15 protein-coding genes and 1 tRNA gene are annotated in these 15,371 nt (G+C 70.7%); 2 read left to right on the top strand and 14 right to left on the bottom strand.

Annotated features, from left to right (window positions below; all coding sequences use genetic code 11):
- Window positions 1–35: 35 nt before the first annotated feature.
- From GGR88_RS10965 to GGR88_RS10955, 3 genes are read right to left on the bottom strand one after another with little or no spacing between them, the layout of a single operon-like run.
- Window positions 36–215, bottom strand: coding sequence for a hypothetical protein (locus tag GGR88_RS10965; protein WP_167954903.1), 180 nt, complete (start codon window positions 213–215; stop codon window positions 36–38).
- A gap of 13 nt (window positions 216–228) precedes the next feature.
- On the bottom strand, window positions 229–2,727 hold the full coding sequence (locus GGR88_RS10960) for an ABC transporter permease (RefSeq protein WP_167954901.1): 2,499 nt from the start codon (window positions 2,725–2,727) through the stop codon (window positions 229–231).
- Entirely contained in the window at window positions 2,724–3,443 is a 720-nt protein-coding gene (locus tag GGR88_RS10955) for an ABC transporter ATP-binding protein (RefSeq protein WP_245196852.1), read from the bottom strand. The genes GGR88_RS10960 and GGR88_RS10955 overlap by 4 nt, the downstream gene beginning before the upstream one ends.
- Before the next feature lie 54 nt (window positions 3,444–3,497).
- Between GGR88_RS10955 and GGR88_RS10950 the strand changes: the two genes are divergently transcribed.
- On the top strand, window positions 3,498–4,202 hold the full coding sequence (locus tag GGR88_RS10950) for an arylesterase (protein WP_342449814.1): 705 nt from the start codon (window positions 3,498–3,500) through the stop codon (window positions 4,200–4,202).
- Here GGR88_RS10950 and GGR88_RS10945 read toward each other — a convergent pair.
- From GGR88_RS10945 to GGR88_RS10900, 10 genes are all read right to left on the bottom strand, one after another.
- On the bottom strand, window positions 4,199–4,888 hold the full coding sequence (locus tag GGR88_RS10945; protein ID WP_167954897.1) for a PIG-L family deacetylase: 690 nt from the start codon (window positions 4,886–4,888) through the stop codon (window positions 4,199–4,201). The two genes, GGR88_RS10950 and GGR88_RS10945, sit on opposite strands and share 4 nt — an antisense overlap.
- Window positions 4,885–6,048 carry a glycosyltransferase family 4 protein gene (locus GGR88_RS10940; protein ID WP_209023377.1) on the bottom strand — a complete coding sequence of 388 codons (1,164 nt, stop codon included), beginning with the start codon at window positions 6,046–6,048 and terminating at the stop codon, window positions 4,885–4,887. The genes GGR88_RS10945 and GGR88_RS10940 overlap by 4 nt, the downstream gene beginning before the upstream one ends.
- A 44-nt stretch (window positions 6,049–6,092) precedes the next feature.
- Window positions 6,093–6,923, bottom strand: coding sequence for a sugar phosphate isomerase/epimerase family protein (locus tag GGR88_RS10935; RefSeq protein WP_167954893.1), 831 nt, complete (start codon window positions 6,921–6,923; stop codon window positions 6,093–6,095).
- Window positions 6,920–8,410, bottom strand: coding sequence for a YcaO-like family protein (locus GGR88_RS10930; RefSeq protein ID WP_342449786.1), 1,491 nt, complete (start codon window positions 8,408–8,410; stop codon window positions 6,920–6,922). Before GGR88_RS10930 ends, GGR88_RS10935 begins: the two co-directional genes overlap by 4 nt.
- On the bottom strand, window positions 8,407–9,222 hold the full coding sequence (locus GGR88_RS10925; protein WP_167954891.1) for an MBL fold metallo-hydrolase: 816 nt from the start codon (window positions 9,220–9,222) through the stop codon (window positions 8,407–8,409). The genes GGR88_RS10930 and GGR88_RS10925 overlap by 4 nt, the downstream gene beginning before the upstream one ends.
- Window positions 9,213–10,211, bottom strand: a complete 999-nt coding sequence (locus GGR88_RS10920; protein WP_167954889.1) for a Gfo/Idh/MocA family protein — start codon at window positions 10,209–10,211, stop codon at window positions 9,213–9,215. The genes GGR88_RS10925 and GGR88_RS10920 overlap by 10 nt, the downstream gene beginning before the upstream one ends.
- Window positions 10,211–11,344 carry a methyltransferase domain-containing protein gene (locus GGR88_RS10915; RefSeq protein ID WP_209023375.1) on the bottom strand — a complete coding sequence of 378 codons (1,134 nt, stop codon included), beginning with the start codon at window positions 11,342–11,344 and terminating at the stop codon, window positions 10,211–10,213. Before GGR88_RS10915 ends, GGR88_RS10920 begins: the two co-directional genes overlap by 1 nt.
- A complete protein-coding gene (locus GGR88_RS10910; RefSeq protein ID WP_342449785.1) occupies window positions 11,341–12,291 on the bottom strand; it encodes an HD domain-containing protein in 951 nt (316 codons plus the stop codon). The genes GGR88_RS10915 and GGR88_RS10910 overlap by 4 nt, the downstream gene beginning before the upstream one ends.
- Complete coding sequence (locus GGR88_RS10905; protein ID WP_167954887.1) at window positions 12,288–13,469, bottom strand: inositol-3-phosphate synthase; 1,182 nt, start codon at window positions 13,467–13,469, stop codon at window positions 12,288–12,290. The genes GGR88_RS10910 and GGR88_RS10905 overlap by 4 nt, the downstream gene beginning before the upstream one ends.
- 131 nt (window positions 13,470–13,600) lie before the next feature.
- Complete coding sequence (locus tag GGR88_RS10900) at window positions 13,601–14,362, bottom strand: Crp/Fnr family transcriptional regulator (protein WP_167954885.1); 762 nt, start codon at window positions 14,360–14,362, stop codon at window positions 13,601–13,603.
- 299 nt (window positions 14,363–14,661) lie between these two features.
- On the opposite strand from GGR88_RS10900, the gene GGR88_RS10895 reads away from it, so the two are divergent.
- Window positions 14,662–15,123, top strand: coding sequence for a MerC domain-containing protein (locus GGR88_RS10895; protein ID WP_167954883.1), 462 nt, complete (start codon window positions 14,662–14,664; stop codon window positions 15,121–15,123).
- 98 nt (window positions 15,124–15,221) lie between these two features.
- Here the strand turns inward: GGR88_RS10895 and GGR88_RS10890 are convergent.
- Window positions 15,222–15,298 (bottom strand) — tRNA-Pro (locus GGR88_RS10890).
- Window positions 15,299–15,371: the final 73 nt, after the last annotated feature.

The following is a 15,371-nucleotide window of genomic DNA, read 5'->3' as shown; positions in this document are numbered from 1 at the left end:
CGCCGGACAGGACGGCGAAGAGGAGCGGGGGAGCCTTACCGCAGCTTGGCGATGCTCAGGCCGTCTTCCTTGGCCCTTTGCTTCACGCTTTCCTCGCTCCGCGTCAGCGCCTTGGCGATGGCCTTCAGCGCCATGCCCTTCTTCACCAGCGTGTGGAGCTTGGTCAGCTCGTCAGCCGTCCAGGGCTGCTTGTGCCGTTCGAACCGCTCGGCCATCCGTCGCTCTCCCTTACAGCTCTCTCAGCGCGCGGGCCGGCCGCGCACTCAGGATCGGCACGGCGCCGATCAGCCCCGCCGCCATCGTGATCCCGGCGCCCGCCGCCAGCGTCAACAGCACGACGCTCCAGTCCGGCCGCCATTCGAACCCGAACAGCTCCGTCACCACCCACCACGCGCCGGCCCCGCCCAGCAGCAGCGCCACGCCCGCCAGCACCAGGCTCAACAGCGCATATTCGATCGCCTGCACGCCCAGCACCTGGGTCCTGGTCGCGCCCAGCGTCTTCAGGATGACGCCGTCATAGGTGCGCGCCTCGCGGGTCGCGGCGATCGCGCCGATCAGCACGGCGATCCCCGCCAGCACGGCGATGGAGGCGGCCGCGGCGATCGCCGTGCTCATCTGCGCCAGGATCGCCTGGACCTGGCCCAGGATGCCGCCGACCGCCACGATCGTGGTGGAGGGGAAGCGCGGCTGCACCGCCGCGATGACCTGCTCCGCCGCCGCCGCCGGCATGTCGATCGTCGCGGCCAGGTTGTGCGGCGCATCCGCGATCGCGCCCGGTGAGAACACCAGGATGAAATTGAACCCGAAGCTGTCCCACTGGATGCGGCGGATCGACGCGATCCTCGCCTCGCGCTCGATGCCCAGCAGGGTGAAGCGGATGGGATCGCCGACGCTCAGACCCAGCGCGGTGGCAAGCTGCTCATCCACCGATACCAGCCGCGACGTGCGGTCGTCCGCCCGCCACCACCGGCCCGCGATCACCTCGCTTCCCGCCGGCGGGGAGGCGGCATAGGTCAGGTTGCGCTCCCCGCGCACCGCCCAGGCACCCTCGGGCAGCGTTTCCAGGTCTGCCACCTCCGTGTCGCGAAATCCGGTCACCCGTCCGCGCAGCACCGGCACCGTGGCGATCTCCGCACGGGGCGCGACCGCCTGCACCGCCTGCCGGAACTCCGCCTCGCGGTCGCGCGGCAGGTCGAGCGCGAACAGCGCGGGCGCGCGCTCCGGCACCGATCCGGCGATGTTGGCATCCAGGCTGGTGCGGATCGCCGCCAGCAGCACGAACAGCGTCAGGCCAAGGCCCAGTGCGACCACCAGCGCACCCGTACGCGCGCCCGGCCGGTGCAGCCCGCCGATCGCCAGCCGCCACAGCGGATTGCGCGGGCGCGGCACCGCCCGGGCGCCGCGCCTGACCAGCCAGCCGATCGCCCCCAGCAGCAGCAGCACGCCCGCCACCGCCGCCAGGAAGCCGGCGGTCAGCCCGCGCTGGTCGGCGCTGCCGATCGCGATGGCCAGGATCACGGCGCCGGCTGCCAGCTGCAGCGGCAGCGTGCGCCGCCACGGCGCGCGGCGCCGGTCATGCACGCCGCGCAACAGGCCGGCCGCGGGCACCGCGCCCGCCTCCGCCAACGGCTCCACGGTGAATGCAAGCGCGATCAGGGCGCCATAAAGCGCCGCCAGCGCCAGCGGCAGCGGCTCGATCGAAAAGGCGGGGGACACCGGCAGCACGTCGCCCGCCAGCGCGACGATCGCCGGCACCGCCACGATCCCCGCGATCAGCCCTGCGCCGATCCCGATCGCCGCCGCCGCCGCCAGCTGCAGCAGGTACACGCGCGCGATCGTCGCCGACGTGGCGCCCAGCACCTTCAACGTGGCGATGCCGCCGCGCCGCGCCGCGAGGTAGGACGACACGCCGTTGCCGACCCCGATGCCGGCGATCACCAGCGCGGCCAGTCCGACCAGCACCAGGAACTGCCCCATCCGCTCCACGAAGCGGGCGGCGCCGGGCGCGGCGCGATCGCGCGTCCGGCTTTCCCACCCGCCGGCGGGATAGCCCGCCTTGAAGCTTTCCGCCGCCGCGGCCGGATCGGCGGACGCCGGCATCGCGATGCGGAACTTGCGCTCGAACAGGCTGCCCGGCTGGACCAGCCCGGTGCGCTCGATCGCCGCCAGCGACACCAGCGCGACGGGGCCGAGCGTGAAGCCCTCGCTCAGCCGGTCGGGCTCCTCCGCGATGATCCCGGCGACCCGCAGCGTGGCGGTGCCGAACTGCACGGGATCGCCCACGCCGACGCCCAGCCGCTCGGCAAGCGCGGGTCCGATGAAGGCGGCGTTCCCGGCCGGGGCCGCCACCTGTCGCCCGTCCGCCAGCCGGACGCGACCGACCAGCGGGTATTGCGCGTCCACTCCCTTCAGCTCGACCGGCTGGCTCCGCCCGCCGCTGATGGCGGTTGCCTGCATCCTCACCGTCTCGGATACCCGCCCGATCGCCGCCATCCGGGCGCGCTCCCCGGCGGTCGCGGCGCGCTGCGACACGCTCAGCTCGATGTCGCCGCCCAGGATCGACCGTCCGCGCGATGCCAGTTCCTCGCCGATCGCCGCCGACAGGCTGCCGATCGCGGCCAGCGCGCCCACCCCCAGGAACAGGCAGACGATCAGCAGGCGAAGACCGCGGAAGCGCCCGCGCAGCTCCCGCCGCGCCAGCGTCCAGGCGAGCCGCCAGCCGGTCATGCGGCGCCAACCCTTTCGGCCCGGCGTCGTTCGGCGACGATACGGCCGTCGGCCAGCTCCACCACCCGGTCGCAGCGCGCGGCCAGCGACGGGTCGTGGGTGATGACGATCAGGGTCGCGCCGGTTGCCGCGCGCCGCTCGAACAGCAGGTCCATTACGCTGGCGCCGGTCGCGGCATCCAGGTTGCCGGTCGGCTCGTCGGCGAACAGCAGCTGCGGGCGCGGCCCCAGCGCGCGCGCGATCGCGACGCGCTGCTGCTCGCCGCCCGACAGCTGCGTGGGATAATGGTCGGTGCGGTGCCTCAGGCCGACCGCCGCCAACTCCGCGCGTCCCCGCTCGAACGCATCGTCGATGCCCGCCAGCTCCATGGGCACGGCCACATTCTCCAGCGCGGTCATCGTCGGCAGCAGGTGGAACGCCTGCAGCACGATGCCCACCCGCCCGCGCCGCGCGCGGGCCAGTGAGTCCTCGTCCAGCGCGCCGAAATCCATGCCCGCCACCCGCACGCTGCCGCCGGTCGCGCGCTCCAGCCCGGACAGCACCGCCATCAGCGACGACTTGCCCGATCCCGACGCGCCGAGCAGCGCCAGGCTCTCGCCGCCCGGCACCTTCAGGTCGATGCCGCGCAGGATCTCGGTGGCGCCGTCGCCCTGGCCCAGCGTCAGGGTGACACGGGCGGCATCGACGACCATATCGGCCGCGTTCTGAAGGGTCATGGAGAAGGATCGATCATGAAAAGGGCGGGACCGGCCTCATATGCGACGTTGGCGGTGCTTCTCCAAGCGCTGGCGCTCGCCGGGTGCGGACAGGCGACCGCGCCGGAGGCGAACGTCGCCGCGCCGGCACCCGCCCGGCCTGCGGCGGCGGCGGCCGACCGGCCGGTCGCGGGGCCCGAGCGGCTGGTGCTCGCCTTCGGCGACAGCCTCTACGCCGGCTACGGCCTGGAAGACGGGCAGAGCCTTCCCGACGCGCTTCAGCGCCGCCTGCGCGCGGCGGGCATCAACGCGCGCGTCGTCAACGCGGGCGTGTCCGGCGACACCAGCGCGGCCGGGCGGCAGCGGCTCCAGTTCACGCTCGACAATCTTCCGCGCACTCCCGACCTCGTGGTGCTCGGGCTCGGCGGCAACGACATGCTGCGCCGCATCCCCGCGGCCGAGACCCGCGCCAACCTCGCGGCCATGCTGGACGTGCTGGACGGACGCGACATTCCGGTGGTGCTCACCGGCATGCTCGCCGCGCCCAACCTGGGGCCGGATTATGCCTGCGAATTCAACGGCATCTATCCCGATCTGGCGCGCGAACACGACGCCACGCTCGACCCCTTCATCCTGGACGGCGCGCTCGGCCGTCCGTCGATGATGCTGCCAGACGGCATCCACCCGTCGGCAGCCGGGGTGGAGGTGATCGCGGACCGCCTTGCGCCCCTGTTGGAAAGGCGCCTCGGACAACCCGCCGCAGCGTCAACTTCGGGCTAAACTTCGGGGCGGTGCAACCGCTCCGCCACGATCTCGTTGGTCGCCTCCTCCAGCTCGGCCCGCGATCCGAACTGGAACCCGATCTGCGTCGTGTACGCCGCGCACATCGCCAGCCGGTCGGCACGATCCGCGTCGCTCAGCCGGTGGACCCTGGCCGGCGTTCCCGCAGGCCTGTCGGTCCGCCGCAGATAGGGCCAGTCTTCCCACAGCAGGCAGGGTGTCCCGATCGCTGCCAGCGCGTCGCGCACCAGCCAGTGGTCGACATGGTCGCCGATCGCCATCGGCCCCAGCAGCAGGTCGGGCGACAGCGCCGCGATCCGGGCCGACAAGGCTTCGGTCAACGGCGCCAGCATGCCATCGTCCTCGCGCCGCTTACCGAATAGCTCCGGCGCGCTGCCATATCCGCGGTGCGGTGCCTCTAGCAGCGGCAGGTGGACGGGCACGGCCCCGATCACGGCACACGCCGCCCGGTCCTCGTCCCGGCGCAGCGCCATGTAATCGACGTCCGGCGGCAATCCCTTGTCCAGCTGGCAGGCCAGCGCAAAGCCGGTCGGCTGCGGGACATTGCCCGTGAAGCAGGTGACGATCGTCACCCGGCCGCCGCCGCGCGCATGCGCCGCCAGCATGCCGCCGGCGGAAAAGGCGGCATCGTCCAGATGCGGCGAGATCGCGACCACATGGCTCACAGCAGGTGCGGCTCCGCGCGGAACCGGCAGGGCTCGACCGGGATATGCGGATCGATCCCCGCCGGCGGCGGCACGTTCCGGACCGCCGCATAGATGTCCATGATCTGCCGTCCCACCGCATGCCAGCTGTAGACCCGCCTGCATTCGGCCAGCGCCGCGTCGGCAAGCCGTTCCCGCAGACCATCATCCGCCACCAGCCGCGACAGCGCGCGCGACAGCGCGGGAACGTCGCCCGCCTCGACCAGGATGCCGTTCTCGCCGTCGCGGATGCAATCCACCACACCGACCGACCGGCATGACAGCACGGCATGCCGGGACGCCATCGCCTCCAGGATCGTGTTCGAAAAACCCTCGGCATAGGTCGGGGACACGAACACGTCGTGATCGCGGTAGAGCGCGGGAACCGCGTCATAATCGGCATAGCCGGTGAAGCTCACCCGGTCGTCCAGCCCCAGCTCCGTCGCGAGCGCGCGTGCCGGCTCCAGGTCCGGACCGATCCCGGATATCGTGCACCGCCACGCCCCGGCCACGTCCGGCAGCGCCTGGAGCATGTCGAGCACGCCTTTCCGGCGATCCACCCGTCCATGGTAGAAGAACCGCACGGGCGCCCCGGGTTCGCGTGCGTGTCCCGGCGTGAAGCGGTCGGTGTCGACCGCGCCGGGCACGATGGTGAAGCGATCGACGGGCGTGCCCAGCCTTTCGTGCACCTCGCCGGCAAAGCTGCGCCCGCCGATCAGCAGCGCGCTGGCATGATCCAGCACGCGCACCATCGCCGTTCGGTGGGTCTCGCAACATGATCCGACCCAGTGGCCATCTCCGCCCTGGATCGACACGATGCACGTCAGGCCGAGCTGCTGCGCCGCCAGCAGGGTCGCCCACCCGGTCGGATAGCCATATTGCGCGTGCAGCACGTCGAACGGCGCCGTGGCATGTTCGGCGGCGATCGCCTGGACGATTGCATCGACGTCCCGCTCGAAATCGCCGCCGTTCTGCTCGCCCAACGCTTCCATGCCGATCACGCGCACGCCCGGCACCGCCGGAGGCGGTCCGCCGCCATAGACGCGGCGCTTGTCCGGATCGCCATAGAACTGGCTGATCATGGTCACGTCGTGCCCCGCCGCGACCAGCTGGCGCAGCAGGTTGATGGCATAGATCGACATGCCCGATATCGCGGGAAAGAAGCGCCGCGACACGAAGCATATCCTCACGCGGCGATGCCCTTCAGGAAGGTGATCGCCTCCGGGATCGCCAGGTGGGCGCGCGGGCTCTCCCGCGACAGCTCCACGCAGACCAGCCGGCTGTACCCGATCTCCTTCAGCGCGCCGATCACGGCGGGCATGTCCATGTCGCCTTGTCCGAACGGCAGGTGCGTGTGGTCGCCCCGCCGCATGTCCTCCACCGCCACCGTTCCGATGCGGGGGGCATAGCGCCGGATCGCGTCGGCCGGCTCGATATCCTCCGTCACCAGGCAGTGCCCGGTGTCGAGCGCGAGGCGAAGCCGCGGGTGCCGCGCGATCAGGCCGTCATAGTCGCCGACCGTCTCGATCAGCATGCCCGGCTCCGGCTCGAAGCTCGCATCCACGCCGACCGCCTCCGCATGGTCCAGCACGCGGGCAAGCCCGTCGTCCAGCCAGGCGCGCGCATCGGCCGCCCCGACGCCGGGCTGCGGCACGCCCGCCCAGAAGGACATCGTCTCGCTGCCGAGCAGCGCCGCGATATCGAGCGCACGGCACAGGAACTCGACCCGGCGCGCACGTCCGTCCGCATCGGGCGCGATCAGGGTCGGCTCGTGCTTCTGCCGCGGGTCGAGCAGGTAGCGCGCGCCCGTTTCGATCACGCTGCCCAGCCACAGCGTGTTCAGCAGCCGCCCGACCCGCTCCGCTTCCCGCTGCCAGTCGGGCGCAAACGGATCGAGGTGATGGTGGTCGAGCGTCAGCGCCACACCGTCATAGCCGGCATCGGCGATCAGCCGCAGCGCATCGTCGAGCCGGTGATTGGCCGCGCCGTTGGTGTTGTAGGCAAACCGAAGGCTCATCCCTGCGCCTCCGCCCAAGCCACATGATGCGCCTCGGGCTCGCGGTAGAGAGGATAGAGCGGCCCCACCAGCCGGTCGGCGGCCTCCGTGTCGAACAGCGGGTGGCCAAGCCGCTCGGCATCCAGCTCCGGCAGGCGGATGCGGCGCAGCGTGTCGGTCTCCTCGCCGAACCGGATCAGCGGCGAGCCGAGCGCCAGCAGCTTTTCCGTGTTGCGCGTGCCGATCCGGTAGTAGCTCATCGTCTCCACCTCCATCCCCGGCACGATCACCTTGGCGACGGTGACGGCGCGGTCCGGCGGCGACATGTCGACATAGAGGATGTCGAATCCGGCCGCTTCCACCGCGGCGCGCGCGGCCTGAGCGCGGGCATGGCCGTCGGCCACCGGTCGCGACGGCAGCGCGCTGAAATCGTGGCGCGACCGTTCGGAAAGGACGCTGCCGGCCAGCCAGTCGCGCAGCTCGCCCGCATCGCGCCGCGTCCAGTCCTGCATGGCCGCAAAGGCGCGTCCGTCGCTGGATTTCGCAGCTCCGCCCGCCTGCGCCATGAAGCGCGCGACATAGCCGTCGGGTGCAACCTGCGCGACAAGGTCGGCCGGACCATGCGCGAACGCCTTGCGCGCGCGGCTCGCCGCGAACTCGGTCAGGCACTTGTTGAGGGCAGCCTCGCGGTCGGCGTTGCACGCCTCGCCGCAGGCCGTGACCATGATGGGCGCGGCCGGCGCGTCGCGTGTGTCGATGCCCACGCAGTAAAGGTTCGGCATGCCATATTGGTCGGTCGCGAACTTCGGCATGGCGCGGATGCCGGCGGCATCGAACCGGTCGAGGATCGCCCGGCTGGACGCAGGCACGTCCGCGTTCAGCGTCAGCGACACGCCGCGGTCGAGCGCGCGGAACAACAGGCCATTGCCGTCGCGCTGCAGGATCTCGCACAAGCCATGCCCGATCGCCCAGTCGAGGTCCGGCCCGGCCCCCATGCCGTTCGAGATGATCGTCGTGAACGGGCGGTACCCGGGCGACAGCTCCTTGGCGGAGTAGGCGGCCAGGTCGATCGGCACCAGCACGGTCGATCCGTCGGTCCAGCGCTTCGCCTCCACCCATTCCAGCACCGTGTCCCGGTCGACGGGGGATCCGGCCGGCAGGCAGAGCGTCAGCGGATCGGCCACCGATCGCTCGCCAAGCGTGGCGACAAGCGTCGTGAAGCTGCCGCGCGTCTTTGCACGGCTGCCCAGCGTCAGTGTCGGCCACACCATCTCAGCGATCTCGCCGAGCCCGCCGAGCACCGCGGCCTCGTCAGTCGCGCCGTACCCCACGCCATAAGGCATGATGCCGGACAGCGCCTCGTCCTCCGGGAACAGGGCGACGACCCAGACCGGCAGGCCCAGCCGATCGAGCGGGTGGATCGGAAACGCCACCACGTCGCCCTTCGGAAAGGCATCGAGGTAGGCGCGCGCGGCGGCACCCAGATCGGTCGGCAGGCCGGACCTCACAGCGGCATCCTCCTGACACCCGGCGCGCGCGACAATCCGTCCTCCAGCGCGGCCAGTGCCGTGTCGCGGCCGATGTCCGGCGCATATTCGAAGGGGGTCAGCACCGCGTCAAAGGACAGCGGGGCGATCACGTCGCGGTAGCGGCGAAGCTCGGCGTGGGTCAGCGGAATATCCTTGTGGAATGCCTTGTGGCTGGAGATCGCATGCGACCGCCCGTCGGGGTGCTGGTCGATCTTGAACATGTCGCCGCAGAACAGCCGGCCTCCGAGTGCATCGTGGAGGCACGCCTGCCCTTCATAATGGCCGCCGACATGGTGCAGCGTGTATCCGGGGGCCAACTCCAGCATGTCGTCGAACGGGGCCGTGACGCGGAACGCCTTGGTCATCTTCAGGTCGTCGCGGTGGATCGCGACCACCGCCGGGTCGAAGTGCCGCTGGAGCTGGAACAGCGCGCCATAACCATGGGCATGGCTCGCCGACAGGATCGCGATCCCGCCGAGCGCATCGATCTGCGCGATCATCGCGGCGCTGTAATAGGGTGCCGCCTCGAACGCGATGTTGCCGCTGTCGCGCACGATCAGCCAGCCCGTACCGGCCAGCCCCAGCGCCGGGCGGGTCGTGAAGGCCCACAGCCCGGGCGCGACCTCCCGCGCATCGCCCTGGTGCGTCGCGGTGACCTCAGCTTCTGGCAGGAAGTGCCAGCCGTCGGGCGGCAGATCGTTGCGCACATCGCTGCACACCGGGCAATCCGGCGGGGCGAAATGATGCTGCCAGAAGCCGCAGTTGGCGCAGGCGAAATGGCTCAACGGCATGCAATCGCCTCTCGATAGGCTCGGTCGAAGACGCGCATCAGCGACAGGTCGCGATGCACCGAAAAATCATGGGCGTCGCCCCGCGCCGCCGCCATGAAGGCGGCTGCCTGCGCGGCAAAGGGGCTGGTGTCGGCATCAAAGGCAATAGGTTGTTCCTCGCCGCTCCGCCCGCATCGCCGCACGAGCGTGCCGCCCGCCGTCTGACCCATGGTGTCGGTGGCGACGATCATGCCGTGCTCGCCCAGCACCTCCAGCCGGCGTCGCGGCAGCACCTCGGCACAGTTATAGGCGACATGGCTCTGGAACAGCACGCCCGACGCCGTCCGCCCCATCAGCATGCCGCCATCGTCAACGGCATAATCGTGGATCCGCTGCTGCAGGACGATGGAGAGCGCGTCCACTGGCTCGCCCAGCACCCGCTGGGCGAGGTCCAGCCCGTGAAGCGCCAGGTCGATCACCGCGCCGCCGCCCGCCCGCGCGGGATCGGCGCGCCAGTTGTCATGCGCGTCGCCGTCCGGCGTCCACAGCGGGTCGACCCAGCAGGCGTAGACGATTCTGACGCCGATCGGACGACCGATGGCGCCGCTGCCGATCGCCTCCGCCATCGCGCGGTGCGCGGGATGGTGACGCTGGTCGAACGCCGTGCCGTAGAGCACGCCGGCTGCCTCGACGCCGGCCGCCATCAACTCCGCCTCGGCGAGGGAGGCCGCCACCGGCTTCTCGCACAGCACGGGCAGGCCAGCACCCACCGCTGCAAGCACGGGACCGGCATGGGCGTCGTTCGGCGTCGCGACATAGACAAGGTCGCAGGCGCCGGCCGACGCCATCGCCTCCACGCTGTCGAAGGCCTCGATGCCGCGCGCCTCGGCGCGGGCACGCGCGGCGGGGGAGGGATCGGCGATCGCCGTCACGCGGCCGCCGGCCGCCCCGATCCCGGGCGCCATGTGGTCGCGTGCGACCCAGCCATAGCCGGCGATCCCCCAGCGCATCACCACCGCTCCGGCAGGTCGACCACGCGGCGCAACCGAACGGGGTCGGGCACGAAGCCCAGCTCGTCGTCGCGGTTCGCCCAGAAGCAGCCCGGCCCATATTCGTCGCGCCAGCGCGGCGACGGCCATTGCACATGCTCGTGCCCGGCCTCGGCGCCGACCAGCGGATTGGGGCGAAGCACCGCGCCGGGCGGCGGCAGCGCGATCCCGCCATCCACCGGCCGCGCCGGACGAGCCGGCTCCGCCAGCGACCAGGCCTCGACCTTGCGATCCTCGTACCACCCCTGGGGCTCCGCGCGCCCGGCGACCAACAGGGCGTGCAGCAGCGCCCCCTCGTCATAGACGGCTGCGTCGGGGAAGATCGCCGCCCAGTCGGACCAGGGCCGCGCCGGGCCCTTGCTGCCGTTCCAGTACTCGGAATTGTGGAGGTGGCCGACCAGCAGCGTCCCGTCGGCCTCCGTCACCGCGCGCAGCCGCCGTGCGATCTCCTGCTGCTCCGGCAGGAAGTAGAAGGCGTCCTGGCACATGGTGAGGTCGAAGCGCTGCCCGGCGATCGGCCACGGCGCGGCGGCATCGAACACAAGATAATCGGCGTCCGGCGCCACCCAGTGCTTGGCGAGCCAGCATTTGGAGAACACCACGTCCGCGCCCAGGCAGGCGGTCCCTCGGCGGGTCAGCTCGCGCAGGTAATGGCCGATGCCGCACGCCAGCTCGAAGGCGGTCCCGGCCGCCGCCCAGTGCGCCTCGATCAGGGCAAGGCCGGCCAGATAGGTCGGGTCGACCCAGCGATGCGCGAAATAATCCGCGACCGGCCCCATCCGGAGCAGCGCCATCGCCTCGCGCAAGGTCAGGCTGTCCCGCTCCCGCACCAGCCGCTTCAGCTCGCCCAGGTCGGTCGCGGGTCCCGTCCACCAGCCATCCTGGTCGGTCAGCAGCGCCACCAGCGCGTCGTCGGGGCAGTCGGCGTCCAGATGGTCGAGCGCGACGGCCACCAGCCCCTCGCTCTCGGTCCTGAGATAAGGGATGCCGTCGACGATCGGCCAGCGTTCACCCGGCGCGGCGAGCGAATGCGGCGTGTCCCGCTCCAGCAATTGGCCCGTGACCGGGGACCGCAGCGTGTCGAGCAGGCTCACGCCAGGCCCGCATCGGCCAGGATGCGGTCGTGGAACGCCTTCACCGGACCGTCATGCACCAGGCCATAGTCGCCCAGCACCACGTCCATGGCCAGCCGGCCTGCGCGGGTGAACTGCTCGATCTCCAGCACGCGGTCGAGCACGTCGGCGACGTGGAACGCGCGCGCTTCGCCCGTACTGTCGCCGCTGATCGGCGCCAGCGCGTCTTCCACCTGGTCGACCAGGGTGGGCGCCATCTCGGCGATCTCCGCGGTCGCGGCAGCACGCGCGTTTGCGATGGCATCGTTCAGCGCCTCGCCCAGCAGCATCTCGCCGGAATAGCCGCTGTCGGGCATGTCGGCGTTGTGCAGGTGGTGGGCCAGCCCGGCCAGGAAGACTCTCGTGGCATCGGCCCGGTGCCACGGGCTTGCGATCACGCCGTAGACGGCGACCATCAGGCAGTGCTCGGCGTGGTTCTCCGGCGGCTGGAGCATGATGCGCGGCCGCCCCGGACAGGTGACGCCCGCGCGCGGCTGCCGCGCCAGCTTGCCGACGAAGGGCGGGACGGGGCCCATCTGCGGCCGGCCCTGCGGCAACGCGCCGCGAATATGCGTGCGGAGCGCATCGTCCTCGATCACCCCCTCGTCTGCCAGCTCGTCGAAGGCACGCTCCAAGATGCTCTCGGCCCGGGTTCCGATCCCAAGCCGGTCGAGCACGACCAGGTCGATGTCGCCCAGCCGGGCCGACACCAGCGCGGCACCGGTCACGCGCGCCATCACGTCTTCGGCCGGCTCGCCGCGGATCAGCGCCGCCCATGCCGCCACGAACAGCCGCTCGGCGATCGACCCCGCCGCTTCGGCGGAGCGGATCCGCTTCAGGTCGCCGAGTTCGCGGAACAGCGGCAGCGCCGCCGGCGACAATCGCCCGCGCACCGCCGCCGACATCGGATCGGCCAGCGCTCCAGTCACGCCTCCACGCGATCCAGCCAGCGGTCGAGGATCGCCTGCTGCTCGGGCACGCCGTGGATCGGCTGGCGCCCGCCTGCCGTCTGCGGCAGCTTGAAGAACAGGCCGAGCTGCTCCTGCACGCCGCCCTGGCCGCGCTGCTGCGCCAGATCCAGGCACCGCGCGATCTCGATGGCGAGCGGCGCGGCCAGGATCGAGTCCTTGCACAGGAAGTTCAGCTTCAGCTGCATCTTCTGACCCATGAAGCCGGTCAGGTCGATGTTGTCCCAGGCTTCCTTGTCGTCGCCGCGCGGGCGGTAATAATGGATCATGATGATGTGATCCTCGACCGGATAGCCAAGGATCTGGTCCAGCACGCTGCCCTTGGTCCCGATCTTCGACGCCAGCGACTTCGGATCGTCGAGCGCGAGCCCGTCCGAATTGCCGAGGATGTTGGTGGAAAACCAGCCATCCACATGCAGCGCGCGATCGCGCAGCGCGGGCGCGATCACCGTCTTCATGAAGGTCTGGCCCGTCTTGCCGTCCTTGCCGGCCACCGGCACGTTCCGCTCGGCCGCGAAGGCGGCGAGGGGCGCGACGTCCGCTGCCACCGAAGGGGTGAAATTGGCATAGGGCGTATCCGCATCGATCGCCGCATAGGCATAGAGCATCGCCGGGCTGATCGCGCCGTCGTCGCTGTCGAGCCCGCGCTCGAACGCCTCGCGCGATTGCAGCGCCGCGTCGTCGGGGTGCGGCACCCGCTCGGTCGAGGCCAGGTTCACCACCACCACGCGGTCGAGCTGCTTTTCCTCGCGGAACCGCGCGAGATCGGCCTGGATCTGCGCGACCGCCGCCCGGTGACCGCCCGACAGCTTGTTGTCGCCGTCGATGTTGGCGCAATAGCCGGTGGATCCCGCTGCCTTCCACGGCCGCATGCCGTTAAGCGCGCTGGCGCCATTGGCGAGCTCCTTCTCGCCGATCACGCCATGCTTCAGCGCGCAATTGCCGAGCGTGTCGTCGGCCAGGTCCCAGCCGCCGAATTCCAGGTCGCGATAGGCGACCAGCCCGGCGACGTCGCGGTCCGCAAGCGGCAGCCCGGCAAGGCTGTTCGACCCCGCCTTGATCATTTCGATGCCGGCGATCGCGGTGGTGGCAACGGCCCCGCCCACGCCCACAATGGCGATGCCCAGACGTTCGGCCATGTCGATCCTTCCCCGCAAGGCCCAGAACGGGCCGGTGCGGTCTCAACCATGGCGATCGTGGCCGGTTTCACTGCGCAAAAGCGTGAAACGTATTTTGTTCCCGACGCCATGATCTATGTCATCGGAAAGACTCAGCCTGTGTGATCCATGTCACTCCGTGCGACTGGCGGGGGCAGCCAGTCGGTCGCCACCGACCCGTGCCGGTCCTTGAAGTCGACCATCTCGGCCAGTCGCTCCACATCGTTAATGCGGATGACGCGCCCCTGCCGCTCCACCAGCCCGGTCGCCTCCAACGCCTTCAGCGACCGGTTCACATGCGTCTTGGTCAGTCCCACCGCATCGCCCAGGTCCTGCTGCGTCAGCGGCAGCGAGAACACCGACCCGTCGAGCCCGTCGACCACCCGCAGCCGCGACCGGATGTCGAGCAGCAGCGTGGCGATCCGAGTCACGCCGTCGGTGCGGCCGATGGAGGTCAAGCGGTCGGCCATCGCCACCTGCTCGGACGTCGACACCGCGAACAGCAGCGCCCCAAGCCGCGGGTGGTTGCGGAACAGCCGGCCGAACGCGTCCTTCTCGATCTCGAACAGTTGCGTGTCGCTCACCGCCTGCAGCGTCGCCGCGCTCTGTCCCCAGGCGATGGAGAAGGTCGTGCTGATGTCGCCCACGAAGTAGAAGCGCAGGATCTGCCGGCCCCCGTCCTTCAGCTTCACCGATCCGTGCAGCCAGCCGCGCGCGACGATGTAGAGCCGGTCGGTCGCCTCGCCCTCGCGGATCAGGATCTCCCCGGCCGGCAGGGCGCGCTCGCGCCGTTCGAGCCAGCGGAGTGCGTCGCGCTCGGCAAAGGTCAGGGTCAGGTATTGCGCCAGCCGCGCCTCCAGCGGACTGTCAGACATCGCCGGCCCGCTTGCCGTTCCACGCCATCCTCACCATGCGCCCTCTCGCTGCTCCCCCCTACGCCCGCGACTGTCCATAACATCAGGATTGATGACGCGAACAGGCGGCTTCCGGCGGCAACGCACGACGACGCAAAGCGACGCGACGACAGGCGAAGGGCAGGTTCCCGCCCTGGATGAATCAAGGTCACGGCGCAGCTTGGGCCTCACCTACCGGGAACCCGCAGCTTGACTCTGAGGTTACAGTATAACATTGCGGCGCGACACGGACGGGTCGCGCTCTGCGTCGGAGAAGAAGAATGGGCGTGCCGCGCCAGGGACAGCATCTGTTCGACAGCCTCGCGATCGGCGCGTCCTTCCTGTGCCTGGTGCACTGCCTGGTGCTGCCGATCCTCATCGTGCTGCTGCCCGCACTCGCCGCCTTCCTGACCGTGCCGGCCGGTTTTCACCTCGCGGCCTTTGCCTTTGCGGTGCCGGCCAGCGCGGTCGCGCTCTGGGTCGGCTTTCGCCGGCATCGTCGGTCTGCGCCGGCCGTCTTCATCCTCCCCGGCCTGCTGCTGCTCGCGCTCGCGCTGGTGGCGGCGCCAACCGCCTTGGTCGAGACGATCCTGACGGTCGCGGGCGCCCTGCTGCTGTCGGTGGGGCATGCGCTCAACTGGCGGCTGGAGCAGCGCTCGGCCGCCATGGCCAGGACCGGCACCGATCGCGCGGTCCGCACCGCTGGCCCCGTTTCCGCTCGGGCGGCGCCGCGCCTCTTCTGAACAAACCTTATCCGCTGCCGGCAAAGGCGCCACCGCGACGAGTGCCGCCGGCGCCCAGCCGGCGATCGTCAGAAATCAGGACGCTTGAAGAAAAGAAGTGGTCGGGGAGAGAGGATTCGAACCTCCGGCCCCTGCCTCCCGAAGACAGTGCTCTACCAGGCTGAGCTACTCCCCGACCGGGCCAAAGGACGGCACGAGGCCGCCCGGAGGCAAGGCGACGGCCTATAGGAGGGTGATCCGGTGGGCGC

Source organism: Sphingomonas jejuensis (genome assembly GCF_011927695.1).
In the GTDB taxonomy this organism is placed as follows: domain Bacteria; phylum Pseudomonadota; class Alphaproteobacteria; order Sphingomonadales; family Sphingomonadaceae; genus Sphingomonas_K; species Sphingomonas_K jejuensis.
This window is presented reverse-complemented; position numbering and strand designations above follow the sequence as displayed.

Bases quoted from the DNA above. Each gene is read 5' to 3' on its own strand.
- GGR88_RS10905 (WP_167954887.1), bottom strand. From the start codon at position 13,469: ATGGCCGAACGTCTGGGCATCGCCATTGTGGGCGTGGGCGGGGCCGTT.
- GGR88_RS10965 (WP_167954903.1), bottom strand. From the start codon at position 215: ATGGCCGAGCGGTTCGAACGGCACAAGCAGCCCTGGACGGCTGACGAG.
- GGR88_RS10920 (WP_167954889.1), bottom strand. From the start codon at position 10,211: ATGCGCTGGGGGATCGCCGGCTATGGCTGGGTCGCACGCGACCACATG.
- GGR88_RS10935 (WP_167954893.1), bottom strand. From the start codon at position 6,923: ATGAGCCTTCGGTTTGCCTACAACACCAACGGCGCGGCCAATCACCGG.
- GGR88_RS10895 (WP_167954883.1), top strand. From the start codon at position 14,662: ATGGGCGTGCCGCGCCAGGGACAGCATCTGTTCGACAGCCTCGCGATC.
- GGR88_RS10900 (WP_167954885.1), bottom strand. From the start codon at position 14,362: ATGTCTGACAGTCCGCTGGAGGCGCGGCTGGCGCAATACCTGACCCTG.
- GGR88_RS10925 (WP_167954891.1), bottom strand. From the start codon at position 9,222: ATGCCGTTGAGCCATTTCGCCTGCGCCAACTGCGGCTTCTGGCAGCAT.
- GGR88_RS10960 (WP_167954901.1), bottom strand. From the start codon at position 2,727: ATGACCGGCTGGCGGCTCGCCTGGACGCTGGCGCGGCGGGAGCTGCGC.
- GGR88_RS10940 (WP_209023377.1), bottom strand. From the start codon at position 6,048: ATGTCGATCTATGCCATCAACCTGCTGCGCCAGCTGGTCGCGGCGGGG.
- GGR88_RS10955 (WP_245196852.1), bottom strand. From the start codon at position 3,443: ATGACCCTTCAGAACGCGGCCGATATGGTCGTCGATGCCGCCCGTGTC.